Here is a 15,310-nt window from a genome sequence, read left to right on the forward strand (position 1 = left end):
CCGCCTCAGGCCGGCTCGGGGAACACGACCGTGACGAGCAGGCCCCCCTCGGGTTCGGAGACGGCGGCGAGGTCCGCCTCGTGGACCCGGGTGACCGAATCCACGATGGACAATCCGAGGCCCACGCCTCTGACCGACTCGATGCGGTCGCGGCCCTCGCCGCGCCGGAACGGCTGGAACAGCGCGTCGATCTCGTAGGCGGCCACCACCGGTCCCGTGTTCGCCACCGTCAGGCGGGCCCGCCGGTCCGCCGTCCCGGTCGCGACTCGTAGGGTCCCGCCCGAATGGTTGTGCCTGATGCCGTTGGCGATCAGGTTCGACACGAGGCGCTCCAGGAGCGCGGCGTCGCCGACGACCACGGCCTCGGCGGCCTCGGTCTCGACGGTCACCCCGGCGGCGTCGGCCTCGGCGGCGAACTGGGCGGCCACGTGCGCCACCACGTCGGCCAGGTCGACCGGCGCGGGATCGGCGGGCGCCTGCTCGCTCCCGGCGAGCGTCAGGAGGCCGTCGATGAGCCGCTCATGGCGCTCGTTGACCGCCAGCAGGTTCGCGGCCAGGTCCCGAATCCGGTGGTCGGCGCCGGGCTCGGCCGCGGCCACCTCGAGCAGGGTCCGGTTGATCGCCAGCGGCGTCTTCAGCTCGTGGGAGGCGTTCGCGACGAAGCGGCGCTGGCCCTCGAAGGCCCGGTCGAGGCGCCCGAGCATCCCGTCGAAGGTGTCGGCGAGGCGCTTGAGCTCGTCGCCGGGGCCCTTGAGGTTGATGCGCTCGTGCAGGGACCGGTCGGCGACGCGCTTGGCGGTGTCGGTGATCGCGTCGATCGGGCGCAGCACCCGCGAGGCCATGAGGAAGCCCAACACGACGGCGAGCAGGCCCACGACGACGAGCGCCGCGACCGACCAGATCAGGACCGCACGCAGGGTCGCGTCGTTGGCGGCCTCCTGGCGGTCGACCGCCATCTGGATGAACGACAGGAGCTCCTGCTCGTCCACCCCGAGCTGCGACCGCACCGCGAGGATCTCGTCCGTCGAGGCGCCGAAGTCGGGCAGGTTCTGTGCGATGCGGTCGCGCACGATCAGGTACACGACGGCGATGAGCACGGCCCCGGCGGCGAAGAACGCGCCGCCGTACCAGAGGGTCAGTCTCGTGCGCAGCTTCATGGGCGCTCCTCGCGGATCACGTATCCCGAGCCCGGGAGGGTCTCGATGACGACGGGGTCGCCGAGCTTGCGGCGCAGCGTCATCATCGTCACTCGGACGACGTTCGTCGCAGGGTCGATGTGCTCGTCCCAGACCTTCTCCAGCAGCCGCTCCGAGGACACGACGGCGGCGCCCGGGCGCATCAGCTCGGCGAGCACCCCGAACTCCTTCTTCGACAGCGGCACGTACCGCTCGCCGCGGAACACCTGGCGCCCGACCGTGTCGAGCCTGATCCCGGCGCGTTCGAGCACCGGCGGCGCGGCGGGCGAGGCCCGCCTGGCGAGCGCGCGCACGCGGGCGACGAGCTCGCTGAACGCGAACGGCTTCCCGAGGTAGTCGTCGGCGCCCAGGGACAGGCCCTTCACTCGGTCGTCGATCCCCGAGGAGACGGTGAGCATGAGGATCCGGGTCGCGTGCGGCCCGGCGACGATCTTGCGGGTGAGGTCGTCGCCGCCGACGCGCGGCAGGTCCCGGTCCAGGACCGCCACGTCGTAGTCGTACGCGGCCAGGCGCAGCCGCGCGGCGTCGCCGTCGTAGCAGACGTCGACGGCCATGCCCTCCGCGCGCAGGCCCTTCGCTATCGCGTCCGCGAGCATCCGCTCGTCCTCCACCACCAGCACGCGCATGCCGCGTCCCTCCCGTCGCTCGCCGTCGAGTCTGCTCGGGCCCCCGTAAGGGCAGCGTAAGCGCGAACGCTCACGGAGAACACACGCGATGGGGGCTTCACTTGCCGCACCAATGTCGATGGTCTCTGAAAGGAGACGGCACATGATGCAACGAGTATGGCTCGCGGCGACGGCGCTGTCAGCGCTGATGCTGTTCGCGGCCTGCAGCGAGGAGCCGGACGACTCGGTCGCCAGCGCCGACGGCTCGGCCACGGGCGAGGCGTCGCAGAGCGAGGCGGCCTCCGAGGAGGAGGGCCTCCAGGCCTTCGCCGAGTGCATGCGCGACCAGGGCGTGGACTTCCCCGACCCCGATCCGGAGGGCGGTTTCGAGGGTGCGGAGGAGCTGCGCGAGGTCATGGAGGACGAGCCCGAGGCCGTCGAGGCCTGCCAGGAGCACCTGGCCTCCGGCGAGGTGGACCTCTCGGACCCCGAGATCCAGGCCGCGATGCTGGAGTTCTCGCAGTGCATGCGGGACAACGGTATCGAGGACTTCCCGGACCCGGGTGACGACGGCTTCGGGCCGGCGCTGCTCGAAGAGGGCGAGGCCGACCCGGAGTGGGACGCCGCGCTCGAGGCGTGCCAGCCGCTGCTCGCAGAGATGCGCGGCGAATGAGGCGCCGCACGGTGGCGATCGCGGTCGGCGCGGTCGCGGCGGCCGGTCTGGCCGCGGGCGGGGCGGTGTACCTGGCGTCCGGGGAGGAGCCGGCGGCGTCGGCCGAGGACCCCGGTGCGACGGCCGCGGTCGAGCAGCAGGACCTCGCGAAGTCCGAGGAGGTCGTGGGGACCCTCTCGTACGGGGCGGTCCGGACGCTGAACGGGACGGCGCCGGGGGTCGTGACCTGGCTGCCGGAGGCGGGCACGGTGATCGGTGCGGGCGACGCGGTGTACGACGTCGACAACGTGCCGGTGGTCGCGATGCTGGGCGACCTCCCCTTGTGGAGGGACCTGGCGCCGGGGGTCGAGGGACCCGATGTGGCGCAGCTGGAGTCGAACCTGGCCGATCTGGGCTACGGCGGGTTCACCGAGGACGACGCCTACACGGACGCGACGGCCGAGGCCGTCGAGGAGTGGCAGGATGACAACGGGATGGAGGAGACCGGCGCGGTCGCGGTGGGCGCGGTCCTGTTCTCGCCCGACGAGGTGCGCGTCGCCGAGCAGGTCGCGGCCGTGGGCGATCCGGCGAGCGGCCCGATCCTGGGCTACACGGCGAACGAGCGGCGCGTGAGCGTGCAGTTGGAGATCGCCGACCAGGACCTGGTGGCCGTGGACCAGGCGGTGACGGTGACGCTCCCGGACGGGGGCGAGGCCGCGGGCGTGGTCGCCGAGGTCGGCCAGGCCGTGAGCGGGTCGACCGACCCCGAGGAGGACGAGCCGGAGACCGTCGAGGTCACCGTGCGCATCGAGGACCAGTCGCTGCTCGGGGAGCTGGTGTCCGCGCCGGTCACCGTGGAGCTGGTCGCCGAGACCCGCGAGGACGTGCTCACCGTTCCGGTGGAGGCGCTGCTGGCGCTGCGCGAGGGCGGTTACGGCGTGGAGGTCGTGGACGGCGCGGCGACGACGCTCGTGCCGGTGGAGACCGGCGTGTTCGCCGACGGGCGCGTCGAGGTCGAGTCGCCCGAGCTGGCGGCGGGCATGACCGTGGCGGTGCCGTCGTGAGCGGTGCCGTCGTGGACGTGGTCGCGCTGGAGGCGGTCTCGAAGACCTATCCGGGCGTCACGGCGCTGGAGGAGGTGTCGCTCGCGATTGGGGCGGGCGAGCTCGTGGCGATCTGCGGCCCTTCGGGATCGGGCAAGTCGACGCTGCTGAACCTGGCCGGGACGCTCGACCGGCCCACGTCGGGGACGGTGCGGGTCGCGGGCGAGGACGTCTCGGCGCTGTCGGACCGGCGACTGTCGCGGCTGCGGGCGGCCGAACTCGGGTTCGTGTTCCAGCAGTTCCATCTCGCGCAGGGCATGTCGGTGCTCGACAACGTCGCGGACGGGCTCCTGTACGGCGGGGAGCGGCGCCTGAAGCGGCGCGAGGCCGCCGCGGCGGCGCTCGACCGGGTGGGCCTGTCGCACCGGGTCGGGCACCGCCCGCACGAGCTGTCGGGCGGGGAGCGCCAGCGCGTCGCGATCGCCCGGGCGATCGTGGGCGGGCCGAGCCTGCTGCTGGCCGACGAGCCGACGGGCAACCTCGACTCGGTGTCGGGGACGACCGTGATGGCGCTGCTGCGGGGACTGCACGAAGGGGGTACGACGGTCGTGATCATCACGCACGACCGCGACATCGCCGCGAGCCTGCCGCGGCGCATCGAGATGAAGGACGGCCGGGTGGTGCGCGATGCGCTGGACTGATCTGCTGCGCGTCGGGGTGCACGGTCTGCGCACGCGCCCGCTGCGGGTGACGTTGTCGGCCATCGGGATCGCGATCGGGATCGCGGCGATGACGGCGGTCGTGGGGATCTCGGCGTCGAGTTCGGCCGAGCTGGACCGCAAGCTCGACGAGCTGGGCACGAACCTGCTCACCGTGGGGCCGGGCCAGGCGCTGTTCGGCGGCGAGTCGCAGCTGCCGCTGGAGGCGGTGACGATGATCGAGCGGATCGCGCCGGTCGAGTCGGCGGCGGCCACGGGCACGGTGGCGGACGCGAAGGTGTACCGGACCGATCAGATCCCCGAGAACGAGTCGGGCGGCATCACCGTGAAGGCCGCGGAGGCGGACCTGCTCGACGTGGTCGGCGGCGAGGTCGCGGCCGGGCAGTGGATCGACGGGGCCGCCGGGGACTTCCCGGCGGCGGTCCTCGGTTCGGACGCCGCCGCGGCGCTCGGGGTGACCGCGGGGCCGGACGTGCAGATCTGGCTGGGCGGGCAGTGGTTCGCCGTGGTCGGGGTGCTCGAGCCGGTCGAGCTGGCGCCGGAGCTGGACACGGCCGCGCTCGTCGGCTGGGAGGCCGCCGAGACGTACCTGGACTTCGACCTGCACGCCACGGAGGTGTACACCAGGGCCGCCGAGTCGGCGGTGGCCGACGTGCAGGCGGTGCTCGGGGCGACCGCGAATCCCGAGCACCCGGAGGAGGTCGACGTGTCGCGCCCTTCGGACGCGCTGGTCGCGGCCGAGGCCGCGGAGGCGTCCTTCACGGGGCTGCTGCTGGGGCTCGGTGCGGTGGCGCTGCTGGTGGGCGGTGTCGGGGTGGCGAACACGATGGTCATCTCGGTGCTGGAGCGGCGCGGCGAGATCGGGCTGCGGCGCTCGCTCGGGGCGACCCGGGCGGACGTGCGGGGCCAGTTCCTGGCCGAGTCGCTGCTCTTGTCGCTGCTGGGCGGCGCGGGCGGGGTGGTGCTCGGTTCGGCCATCACGGCCGCGTACGCCACGTGGCAGGGCTGGCCGCCGACGATTCCGGCGTGGGTGCTGGGCGGGGGCGTCGCGGCGACGGCGGCGATCGGCGCGATCGCCGGGCTGTATCCGGCGGTGAAGGCCGCCAGGCTCTCCCCCACGGAGGCGCTGACCGCGCCGTGATCGGGGCGGCCCGGCCGGAGGGGGGCCGGGCCGCCCGCGCGCCGTCGCCTACTGCGGGCCTTGGGATCGGAGCGAATCGCGACGGATCCGGGCCGGGCGGCCGACAACGCGGCGAACGAGTACGCAGTCGGCACCCGGTTCGGCGCTTCGGATCGCGGCGCTCCCGGTGGGTCCACCGGAGGCCCGCGCTCCCTCGCGCGAGGGAGCCGCTTCACGCTGCGGAGGGAGGCCCGCGGGCCCCCGTGATTCGAGACTGGATCCATGACTTCGCCACGCCTGCAAACGCCCCCGGCGGTCCGGCTCGACCGGGCGGATCCGCGCCGCCGGGCGCTCGACGTGCTGGCCGTGTCCCGGCCCCGCTTCTGGATCGCGTCGATCGTGATGGCGGAGATCGGGTTCGTGCTCGCGACGCACCGCATCGTCCCTCGTGGACAGGAGGTGGTGACGATGGCGCACCTGCTCCTGGTGTCCGGCCCGCTCCTGTGGCTCGCGGTGCTCGCGGTCAACGACGCGCACGACCTGGCCACGGACCGGATCAACCCGCGTAAGGCCGGCTCGCCGCTGGTCGCGGGCCGGATCTCGGCGCGCGGGGCGTTCCGGATCGCGGTGGCCGCGGGGGTCCTGACCGTGCTGGCCGCGATCCCGCTCGGGGCGCTGTTCACCGTGGGGTGCGCGCTGGTGGTGCTGCTCGGGTGGGCCTACAGCGCGCCGCCGATCCGGTTGAAGGCCAGGCCGGGGGCCGATCTGCTGGCGAACGCGGTCATCGGGGTGGTCGGTCCGCTGGGCGGGTGGGTCGCGTTCACCGGTGGGGCGCAGGGCTTCCCGTGGCCGATCGCCGTGGTCGGCGTACTGGCGGCAGCCGGACTGTACCTGCCGACGACCGCGGCCGACCGCGACGCCGACCGGGCGGCGGGCATCGGGACGATCGCGGTGTCCCTCGGCCCCCGCGCGGTCTTCGAGCTCGGGTTCGCGCTGTGGACGGCGAGCGCGGTGCTCGCGTTCCTCTTGTCGCTCAACGGCATCGTGCTCGACGCCTCGCTCGTGCCGCTCCAGTTGGTGGCGACGCCGGTGCTGCTGGTCATGTACCGGCGCCTGCTGCGGGACCGGCCGTCGTTCACCGCGATCACGGTCGTGGCCTGCGCGTACGTGGTCCCGTGCGCGGGCTTCGCTTTGACGTACATCGACGCCCTCTGACGCCGCGGCGCGCACGGCCGGTGCGCGCCGCGTCACAGGTCAGGGGTGCATGCGGGCGCCCTTGACGACCCGGTCGACCGCGTTGCGGGGACCGTAGACGCCGATCCCGGCGAGGTCGAGCTTGTCGGTCGCCACGGCGCCGACGGCGAGGCGGTTGTCCTGGTCGTTGCCGGTGGCGAACAGCTCGGTCGTGAAGACCGACAGGCGCAGCCCACGCTTGACGGCCCGGGCGTGCGCGGCGCCCAGCACCTCCGCCGACCCTTCGAGGACCATCACGGGCTGGCGGAACATCGACAGGTAGCCGACGCCGTCGGCGTCCGCGTACGGCTCGCCGATCACCTCGGGCTCGGTGGTCCCGATCCCGCTAACGAGGAAGGCCGTCACGTTCAGCCGCTGCCAGACCGCGAGGTCCTCGCGCAGCAGGACCGCGATCTTGGTGTCGAAACGCACGGGTGCACTCTCTTGCTCCATGCGTGCAACGCTACGAATCGTCCGGCTCCGAGTCTTGTACGTTCTTAACGTGGCTTCGGAGATCAGGGCTTGGCGGCCGCCCGTGGGCGGGATCGCGGAGGCCTTCCACGCCCATTTCACCGACCACGCCTATCCGATGCACGTCCACGACACGTGGACGCTGCTCATCATCGACGAGGGCGCGGTCAGGTACGACCTGGACCGGCACGAGCACGGCGCGCTGGACGGCATGGTCACGCTGCTGCCGCCGCTGGTGGCACACGACGGCCGCTCGGCGACGCCGCACGGGTTCCGCAAGCGGGTGCTGTACCTCGACGCGACGCTGCTCGACGGCGCGCTCGCCGGCCGCGCGGTCGACAGCCCCGAGATCGCCGATCCGCTGCTGCGGCAGCAGATCCACCGCCTGCACGGCGTCCTGGGCCCCGGCGACGAGCTGGAGGCCGAGAGCCGGGTCGAGCTGATCGCCGAGCGGCTGCGCGGGCATCTGCGCCGGGAGCACGGCACTGCGGCGCCCGAGCGGGACCGGCGGCTCGCCCATCGCATGAGGGATCTGTTGGACGAGCGGATCACCGCGGGCGTGAGTCTGCGGGAGGCGGCGGCGCTGCTGTACGCGCACCCGGCACATCTGGTGCGGGCCTTCGGGATCGAGTTCGGCATCGCGCCGCACCAGTATCTGCTGAGCCGCCGGGTTGACCGGGCGAGGCGGATGCTGCTCGCCGGCCGGCCGGCGCACGCCGTCGCGGCGGGCACCGGCTTCCACGACCAGTCGCACCTGACGCGCCACTTCAAGCGGATCGTGGGCACCACGCCGGCCCGCTACGCGGCCTGAGGAGTCGGCCGCTCGGCTCCGCGGGAGTGAACCCGCTCATGGCGTCGCGGTCGAGCCGCCGGAGTGTCGTACCCGCCCGGCACCCTTGCAGACCGGGGGCCCAACCCCGAGGCCCGCTGAGGTTTCCGGCGTGCCCGTCGGCCGAGTCTCACCATTTCCATGCACTGCGGGCGGTGCCGTCAGCAGCCTGCCGGCCCTGACGGCGCCGCCCGGTCGGTCAGACCGCCTTCGGCGCGTCCTGGAGCGGGACCGCCGCGGGGCGGTCGCAGGTGCTCGCGACGGTGACAGCGGCGCCGCCGTCGGCGGACGCCAGCAGCGAGGTCATGATGTCGAGCACGTGGTAGGCCAGGTCGCCGTCGGCGCGGGCGGGCACGCCCTCCGCAGTGGCCGCGAGGTCGGCGAGGCCGTAGCCGCGCGCCGCGTCCCGGTAGCCGGCGCTCGGCTCCAGCGTCTCCCATTCGCCGCCGAGCGCGTGCAGGCGCACCTCGCCGTCGAAGTTGTTCGGGTCGGGCACGATGAGCGATCCGGCCTGGCCGTGGACCTCGATGTTCGAGGCGCGGGTGGCGACCGAGTCGAAGCTCATCACGAGGGTCGACAGCGCGCCGGACTCGTGCCGGAGCACGCCCGTGACGTGGGTGTCGATGTCCACCGGGACGACCTCGCCCGCACGGGGGCCCGAGCCGATCGTGCGCGTCTCGCGCGTGTGGCTCGCGGCGCCGATCACCGAGGCGACCGGGCCGAGGAGCGTGACCAGCGCGGTCACGTAGTACGGGCCCATGTCGAGCAGCGGGCCGCCGCCGGGCTGGTAGTAGAAGTCCGGGTTCGGGTGCCAGCGTTCGTGGCCGGGCGTCATCATCGTGGCCGTGGCGGCGACCGGGGCGCCGATCGCGCCGTCGTCGATGGCCTTGCGGGCCGTCTGGACGCCGGTCCCGAGGACCGTGTCGGGCGCGCATCCCACGCGCACGCCCGCCTCGCGGCCCGCGTCGACGATGCGCTTCGCGTCCTCGAGCGTCGCGGCGAGCGGCTTCTCGCCGTAGACGTGCTTGCCGGCCGCGATGGCCTTGAGCGCGATCTCGGCGTGCGCGGCCGGGATGGTGAGGTTGAGGACCAGGTCCACCTCGGGGTCGGTCACCAGTTCGTCGACCGAGAGGGCGCGGACGCCCCGCTCCGCGGCGACGGTCTTGGCGCGCTCGGCGTCGACGTCGGCGATCGCGGTGAGGCGGACCGCGTCCAGGCGCTCGAACGTGGAGAGGTACGCGCCGGAGATCGCCCCGACGCCGACGATGCCGATCCTCAGCGGCTGGCCCACAGGATGCCCCTCTCGATGATGGTGCGCACGTTCGGGTCCGCGAGGACGCCCATGTCGTGGCCCGGGGTCGACACGAAGATCCGGCCCTGGCCCCACTGGCGGGTCCAGACGGCCGGGCAGGTGATCGGCCGGTGCCACGGGTGGTAGGAGGTCACGGGGATCGTGGTGGTCGCGAGGACGTCGTTGTACTCGTCCGAGAGGACCCAGTACTGCTCGGTGTCGAGCTCGAAGTCGTCGATGCCCTTGACGATCGGGTGGTCGGCCTGCTCGGGGACGATGTTGACCGTGTACTGGACGAAGCAGTCGGCGGCCTCGCCCTTGAGCTCCTCGCGCGGGGCCCTGGTGGGGTGGGTCGCGAACTGGCCGCCGATGAACTGGAGGTAGTCCGAGCTGTTGCGGTAGGAGTCGGCGATGCCGCCGTGCCAGCCGGCCATGCCGGTGCCGCTCTCGACCGCGGCGATGAGGCCGCTCAGCTCGTCGCGCTCGATCTTGTTCATGGTGTTGGTCTGGACGATGAGGTCGACCGTCGCCATGTAGCCCGCGTCCGCGTAGACGGCGGTGGTGTCCTCGACGCGGACGTCGTACCCGTGCTCGTTCAGGAAGGGCAGGAACGAGTCGGTGGCCTCGACGGGCTGGTGCCCGTCCCATCCGCCGCGCACGACCAGCGCGCGCTTGCTCTGTGTTGCCATGGGAGGTATTCGCTCCAAAAGTTGCGCAAATTGTGAGTGGAGAGGGGCGCCGGCGATCATTGTTTCACGAGTCCGACCATGAAGCAAGGATTGTTTTGCGGGCTGAATTTGCGCAACTTTTCGCGGTTGGCTAGGCTGCGTCCATGCAGAACGGCCAGCGGACGACCCTCGCCGACGTGGCGGCGGCGGCCGGCACGTCCGTGCCGACGGTCTCGAAGGTCCTCAGCGGACGCTCGGACGTCTCGGCGGGCACGCGGGCGCGGGTGATGCGCGCCGTGGCCGATCTGGGGTACCGCGGGCGCTCGGGCCGGGGCGCGGTGCCGCGGATCGATCGTCCGTCTCTTGTGGACCTGGTGTTGAGCGGGGTCGAGGGGACCTGGGCGAACCGGGCCCTCATGGGCGTCGAACGCGCCGCCACGGCGGCCGGGGTCGACCTGATGCTCTCGGTGGCCCGCAGGGACGACGCCTGGCTGACCCGGCTGCTGGAGCGGAACCTGCGCGGCGCGGTGCTCGCGCTGGTCGACGTGACGGCCGAGCAGCTGGCGACATTGGCCGCCGCGCAGGTCCCGGTGGTCCTGCTCGACCCGGTGACGCCGCCGCCGAGCACCGTCGCGAGCGTGGGGGCCGCGAACTGGGCGGGCGGCCGCGCCGCCGCCGAGCACCTGATCGGGCTCGGGCACCGCCGGCTCGGGGTGCTCGGGGCCGGCCGCAGGCACCTCTACAGCCAGGCCAGGGTCGACGGGTTCCGTTCGGCCGCAATGCAGTCCGGTGTGGAGTCGACGCGACTGCGGGTGGTCCACATCGAATGGTCCGAGAAGGGCGCGGCGACGGCGGCCCGCTCGCTCCTCGACGGCGCAGAGGCGCCCACGGCGGTCTTCGCGTGCACCGACAACATCGCCGCGGCCGTGTACGAGGCCGCGGAGTCGCTGGGGCTGCGCATTCCCGAGGACGTCAGCGTCGTCGGGTTCGACGACCTGCCCGAGGCGCAGTGGCTGCGCCCCGCGCTGACCACGGTGCGCCAGCCGATCACCGAGATGGGCGAGTCCGCGATGCGGATGCTGCTGCGCATCATGGCCGACCCGCCCCCGGACGCCCCGCGGGAAGAGCTGGCGACCACACTCATCGTGCGCGGCTCGACCGCGGCGCGATGAGCCCCGCGCGCCTCGGCGGGTCCGGGCCCAGGTGACCGCGGCATCGGCGGTGCGGTGCGGCGTCAGAAGCGGTCCCCGTAGCCCATGGCGACGAGGTTGTCGTACGAGATCCGGAGGCTCTCGAACGCGGTGCGGCCGTAGCACTCGTCCTGCTCCACCAGGAGGTGCACGGCGCCCGCCTCGTCGGCGGCCGCGATGATCGCGTGCCAGTCGAGGTTGCCCTCGCCGACCTCGGCGAACTGGACGACCTGCTTGAGGCCTTCCTGCCAGGGCTCGCGGTCGCCCGCGGCGAGGGCCGCGTAGGCCTCGGGGTCCAGGCGGGCGATGCGGTAGTCCTTGAGGTGCACCATGGCGACGCGCCCGGCGTACTTCCGCAGCGTCGCGACCGGGTCGAGCCCGCCGCGCTGGACCCAGTGGGCGTCGATCTCCAGGCCCACGAGCGGGGAGCGCTCGGCGACGACGTCGAGGAGGAACCTCCCGTCGTACTTGGCGAAGTCGACGTGGTGGTTGTGGTAGTGGAGGCTGATGCCGTGGTCCCGGAGGCGGGCCGCGATCTCGTTGCACGTGTCGGCGAAGGCGCCCACGGTCTCCGGGGTCGCCATCGACTCCGGTGGGAGCATCCCGATGCGGATCATGCTCGCGCCCAAGGCGTTCGCGTCCGAAACGAACTTGTCGAACGTCGCGGTGAGGGACTCCTCGCCGGTCACGCCGCCGGAGATCGAGGCGAACTCGACGCCGAGCTCGTCGCGGACCCGCACGAGTTCGGCCACGTTCTCGGGGGTCATCGCGACCGCGGAGACCTCGGCCGTGCGGTACCCGATCTCGCGGGCCAGGCGGAAGGTCTCGAACACGCCTCGCCGGGCGAACTCGTCTCGCAGTGTGTAGGCCTGGACGCCGATCCGGCTCATTGCGGCTCCTCAAAGGTTGGTGCAGGTCAGTTCCAGCGCGAAGTCCGCGGTCAGGGTCGCGCCGCCCGCGAGGGTGAGCGGCCCGAGCGGGCCGCCGTCGGACTCGTACGGCCGGGACGCGGGTTCGAGCGCGATCGTGTCGGCCCGGCCCCACCACGGGAAGCCGGTCGTCTTGCGGTGCTCCTGCCAGACGTAGAGGTAGGGGAGGATCTCGGGGTCCCAGTGCAGCACCGCGGCGGTTCCCTTGTCCGCGTTGCGGAGTTCGACCGCGCCGCGGCCCTTGGCGCGGACGGTCTGGAAGCCGCCGTGCGGGGCCTCCTCGTCCGGGAAGACCGCCTCGATCGGGTCGTCGCCGATGCGCACCGTCGTGCCCGGGCCGATGAGCGCGCTCCCGAAGGCGGGGTGCTCGGTCCAGCTGAAGGCGACCTCGCGGCCGGAGTGGTTCGCGACCGACTGCCGGACCGCCAGGCCCGTCGCGGTGGCCTGGACGCGGCGGCGCACCGTCAGCGGCACCGTGCGCAGGACGACTTCGAGCGTGCAGGAGAAGGGGCTCGATTCGATGACGCGCCAGCGCCGCCAGGCGGCTTCGCCGTGGAACGGATGCTCGACCCCGTCCACGGTGCGCGCGTCGCCCGCGTGCGGCACGAGCGTGTGCCAGCCGCCGGCGTACCGGCGGTGCCACTCCTGATTGGACCCCTCGAACGCGAATACCCCGGTCCAGTCCTCGTCCTCCCACGGCAGGCGCAGCAGGAACTCGGTGCCGGTGGCGGCGTGGACGATCGAGGACACGCACGCCCCGTCGGGGTCCACGGCCGCCGTGAACTCGCCGCCGGGCGAGCCGAGCCGGAGGCGCCGGTGCGGCGCCGCTTCCCCGCTCACCCGAGCCCGTACTGGCGGGTGCGGCGCACCGAGGGCGCGAAGGAGGCGTGGAAGATCGTCGAGGCCGCGCCGATCGCGCCGGCCTCGACCTTCACGAGCGAGCGCTCGACGGCGACGCGCCGGGCGAGGTGGGCGGTCGGCATGGTGTTCACCGCTTCGTCGATGGTGCCCACGACGATCTCCTCGAGTTCGGGCTCGAACGCCGGGCCCCCGATGACCAGGAGCGGCAGGTCGAGCAGGTCGATGAGCGCGACCGCGCCCAGCGCGATCACCTCGGCGATCCGGCGCGCGGCGCCCGCGGCGGCGGGATCGCCGGCGCCGACCTCGGCGCAGAACTCCCGGAAGGTCGCCGCCGCGCCCTTGTAGCCGAGTTCGCGGGCGATCTCGGGCAGGGCCGCGGTCGGGTTGCACTCGCGCACCAGCTGCGGGCGGCCCGTCCCGTCGACGCGGCCGATCCGGACGGCGCACAGCTGCCCGAACTCGCCCGCGTTGGCGCTGGCGCCGCGGAAGGTCTCGCCGTTGAGGACGAGGCCCGAGCCCACGCCGGTGCCGAAGTAGAGGTACACGAAGTCGCTGGCGCGCTCGGTGCGTCCGACCCAGCGCTCCCCGACCGCCGCGGCGGCCACGTCCTTCTCGAGGACGACCGGGCAGTCCAGGCGCTCGGCGAGCAGGGCGCGCAGCGGGACGTTCCGCCAGGCCTGCGACAGCGGCAGGTCCAGCAGCTCGCCGTCCATGGTGATCGGCCCCGGGGCGGCCACGCCGACGCCGAGGAAGGTCTCGCGCGCGATGCCGGAGGCCGAGACGACGTCCTCGACGCATCCGGCGATGATCTCGACCAGCGTGCCGGGAGCGGTCTCGTCGTCCAGTGGGACCCTTCGCTTCTCGAGCGCGCGGCCGTCGAGGTCGGTGAGGACCACGGTGACCAGCTCGGGGTCGACGAGGACGCCGACCGCGTGGGCGGCCTCGGCGCGCAGGCGCACCGGGGTGCGGGGCTTGCCGAGCCGCTCGGCGCGCTCCTGCGCGCCCTCGGCGAGCAGGCCGCGCTCCAGCAGGACGCGGAGGATCCGCGAGACCGACTGCTGCGTCAGTCCGGTCTGCTCCGCGATCTCGGTGCGCGAGATGACCCCGGCCTGCCGGATCGTCTCGATGATCGTGGCCTCGTTGAAGGAGCCGAGATCGGACTGGTTGGCGCCCGGTCTCAGGCGGTCGGGGTCGCGGGTCGCGTAGGGACGCGGCCCGCTCCCCGCCGGCGGGACGGTGGGTCGGTTCACGGCGCCTCCAGAGCTCCGTCGGGTCGGCGGACCCCGGCGGCCCAGGCGTCGTGCCCGGACAGCTCGGCCGGGTACCGGGCGGCCGCCGCTTCGTCGATGTCGATGCCCCAGCCCGGGGCGTCGTTCGGGTGCAGCCAGCCGTCCTGGATGCGAAGGGTACCGGGGAACACCTCGTGGACGGCCTCGCCGTACACGTGGCCCTCCTGGATGCCGAAGGCCGCGGAGGTGACGTCGAGGGCGACGTTGGCGGCGGCGCCGATCGGCGAGGTGTCGCCGGGTCCGTGCCAGGCGGTCCTGACGCCGCACAGCTCGGCGAGGTCGGCGAGCTTGCGCGCCGGGGTGAGGCCGCCGATGTCGGAGACGTGGCTGCGGATGAAGTCGACGCCGCCGCCTTGGACCAGCCGTACCGCGTCGGTGAGCGAGGTCGTCAACTCCCCCACGGCGATCGGGACCGGGCTGGCGGCCCACACCTCGGGCAGCCGGTCCCAGTGCTCGGGCGCCAGGACGTCTTCGAGGAAGAACAGGCGGTAGTCCTCCAGGGCCCGCGCCAGCCACACGGCTTCCTTGGGGGTGAGGCGGGAGTGGACGTCGTGGAGCAGTTCGACGTTGTCGGGCAGCTTGTCGCGGGCGGCCTCGAACAGTGCAGGAGTGCGCCGCAGGTAGTCGCGGGCGCTCCAGCCGTTGCGGTACGGGGCGTTCGGGTACTCGGTGGGCATCGCGGGCGCGCCGTATCCGCCGCCGCCGGGGGTCGACAGCTGGAGCCGGACGTGGCGCTGTCCCGCTTCGATGAGTTCGTGCGCCTGGTCGATCGCCTCGTCGGCGTCGCGGCCGGAGGCGTGCAGGTAGGTGTCGGCGGCGGCGCGCACCTTGCCGCCGAGCAGTTCGTGCACGGGCATCCCGGCGCGCTTGCCCGCGATGTCCCACAGCGCCTGGTCGATCCCGGAGATGGCGTTGTTGGTGACGGGGCCGCCGCGCCAGTACCCGGTGAACGCCGCGAGCCGGGTGAGGTCGCCGATGTCGCCCGGGTAGCGGCCGATGAGCAGGCGGGCCAGGTGCTCGTTCACGAAGGTCACCACGGCCTTCCAGCGCTGGGTGAACGTCGCGCAGCCGAGGCCGTAGAGGCCGGGCACGTTCGTGTCGATGCGCACCACGACGAGCGCGATGCCCTCGGGGGCGGTGGTGACGGCCCGGACCGAGGTGATCGCGACGTCCTCGCGGGGCGGCCACGGGTTCGCGAACGTTTCGATGGACAT

At 73.2% G+C, this 15,310-nt stretch carries 16 protein-coding genes; 7 read left to right on the plus strand and 9 right to left on the minus strand.

Features of this window, described 5'->3' with window-relative positions:
- Positions 1–5 precede the first annotated feature (5 nt).
- Positions 6–1,157 carry a sensor histidine kinase gene (locus BLQ63_RS21915; protein ID WP_091039662.1) on the minus strand — a complete coding sequence of 384 codons (1,152 nt, stop codon included), beginning with the start codon at positions 1,155–1,157 and terminating at the stop codon, positions 6–8.
- Positions 1,154–1,822 (minus strand): response regulator transcription factor, encoded by a 669-nt coding sequence (locus BLQ63_RS21920; protein ID WP_091039663.1) that lies wholly within the window; start codon positions 1,820–1,822, stop codon positions 1,154–1,156. Before BLQ63_RS21920 ends, BLQ63_RS21915 begins: the two co-directional genes overlap by 4 nt.
- 142 nt (positions 1,823–1,964) lie before the next feature.
- Here BLQ63_RS21920 and BLQ63_RS21925 point away from each other — a divergent pair, with 142 nt between their 5' ends.
- The 5 genes from BLQ63_RS21925 (at position 1,965) to BLQ63_RS21945 (ending at position 6,550) form a co-directional block, all read left to right on the plus strand.
- Positions 1,965–2,474: a hypothetical protein gene (locus BLQ63_RS21925; RefSeq protein WP_143015039.1), complete on the plus strand. Its 510-nt coding sequence runs from the start codon at positions 1,965–1,967 to the stop codon at positions 2,472–2,474.
- Positions 2,471–3,517 (plus strand): peptidoglycan-binding protein, encoded by a 1,047-nt coding sequence (locus BLQ63_RS21930; protein ID WP_143015040.1) that lies wholly within the window; start codon positions 2,471–2,473, stop codon positions 3,515–3,517. The genes BLQ63_RS21925 and BLQ63_RS21930 overlap by 4 nt, the downstream gene beginning before the upstream one ends.
- Positions 3,514–4,197, plus strand: coding sequence for an ABC transporter ATP-binding protein (locus BLQ63_RS21935; RefSeq protein WP_245681046.1), 684 nt, complete (start codon positions 3,514–3,516; stop codon positions 4,195–4,197). Before BLQ63_RS21930 ends, BLQ63_RS21935 begins: the two co-directional genes overlap by 4 nt.
- Entirely contained in the window at positions 4,184–5,356 is a 1,173-nt protein-coding gene (locus BLQ63_RS21940; RefSeq protein ID WP_091039666.1) for an ABC transporter permease, read from the plus strand. Before BLQ63_RS21935 ends, BLQ63_RS21940 begins: the two co-directional genes overlap by 14 nt.
- Before the next feature lie 261 nt (positions 5,357–5,617).
- Positions 5,618–6,550, plus strand: coding sequence for a UbiA family prenyltransferase (locus BLQ63_RS21945; RefSeq protein ID WP_091039667.1), 933 nt, complete (start codon positions 5,618–5,620; stop codon positions 6,548–6,550).
- 39 nt (positions 6,551–6,589) lie between these two features.
- Here the strand turns inward: BLQ63_RS21945 and BLQ63_RS21950 are convergent, their stop codons facing one another.
- Positions 6,590–7,021, minus strand: a complete 432-nt coding sequence (locus BLQ63_RS21950; RefSeq protein WP_091039668.1) for a DUF2000 domain-containing protein — start codon at positions 7,019–7,021, stop codon at positions 6,590–6,592.
- Here BLQ63_RS21950 and BLQ63_RS21955 point away from each other — a divergent pair.
- Complete coding sequence (locus BLQ63_RS21955) at positions 7,020–7,850, plus strand: AraC family ligand binding domain-containing protein (RefSeq protein WP_091039669.1); 831 nt, start codon at positions 7,020–7,022, stop codon at positions 7,848–7,850. The two genes, BLQ63_RS21950 and BLQ63_RS21955, sit on opposite strands and share 2 nt — an antisense overlap.
- Before the next feature lie 217 nt (positions 7,851–8,067).
- Here the strand turns inward: BLQ63_RS21955 and BLQ63_RS21960 are convergent, their stop codons facing one another.
- Both BLQ63_RS21960 and BLQ63_RS21965 read right to left on the minus strand, forming a co-directional pair.
- Entirely contained in the window at positions 8,068–9,159 is a 1,092-nt protein-coding gene (locus BLQ63_RS21960) for a Gfo/Idh/MocA family protein (RefSeq protein WP_091039670.1), read from the minus strand.
- On the minus strand, positions 9,144–9,848 hold the full coding sequence (locus BLQ63_RS21965) for a ThuA domain-containing protein (protein WP_091039671.1): 705 nt from the start codon (positions 9,846–9,848) through the stop codon (positions 9,144–9,146). The genes BLQ63_RS21960 and BLQ63_RS21965 overlap by 16 nt, the downstream gene beginning before the upstream one ends.
- A 143-nt stretch (positions 9,849–9,991) precedes the next feature.
- Here BLQ63_RS21965 and BLQ63_RS21970 point away from each other — a divergent pair, with 143 nt between their 5' ends.
- Entirely contained in the window at positions 9,992–10,999 is a 1,008-nt protein-coding gene (locus BLQ63_RS21970) for a LacI family DNA-binding transcriptional regulator (RefSeq protein ID WP_091039672.1), read from the plus strand.
- 62 nt (positions 11,000–11,061) lie between these two features.
- Here BLQ63_RS21970 and BLQ63_RS21975 read toward each other — a convergent pair whose 3' ends face one another.
- The 4 genes from BLQ63_RS21975 to BLQ63_RS21990 are packed head-to-tail and all read right to left on the minus strand — an operon-like array spanning position 11,062 to position 15,310.
- Positions 11,062–11,907, minus strand: a complete 846-nt coding sequence (locus BLQ63_RS21975) for a sugar phosphate isomerase/epimerase family protein (RefSeq protein WP_091039673.1) — start codon at positions 11,905–11,907, stop codon at positions 11,062–11,064.
- Positions 11,908–11,916: 9 nt separating this feature from the next.
- The gene (locus BLQ63_RS21980) at positions 11,917–12,786 is read right to left on the minus strand and encodes an aldose epimerase family protein (protein WP_091039674.1); all 870 of its coding nucleotides are present in this window, start codon (positions 12,784–12,786) and stop codon (positions 11,917–11,919) included.
- Positions 12,783–14,057 (minus strand): ROK family transcriptional regulator, encoded by a 1,275-nt coding sequence (locus BLQ63_RS21985; protein ID WP_177155056.1) that lies wholly within the window; start codon positions 14,055–14,057, stop codon positions 12,783–12,785. The genes BLQ63_RS21980 and BLQ63_RS21985 overlap by 4 nt, the downstream gene beginning before the upstream one ends.
- The gene (locus BLQ63_RS21990; RefSeq protein ID WP_091039675.1) at positions 14,054–15,310 is read right to left on the minus strand and encodes an enolase C-terminal domain-like protein; all 1,257 of its coding nucleotides are present in this window, start codon (positions 15,308–15,310) and stop codon (positions 14,054–14,056) included. The genes BLQ63_RS21985 and BLQ63_RS21990 overlap by 4 nt, the downstream gene beginning before the upstream one ends.

It is taken from the genome of Glycomyces harbinensis (assembly GCF_900101745.1).
Taxonomy (GTDB): domain Bacteria; phylum Actinomycetota; class Actinomycetes; order Mycobacteriales; family Micromonosporaceae; genus Glycomyces; species Glycomyces harbinensis.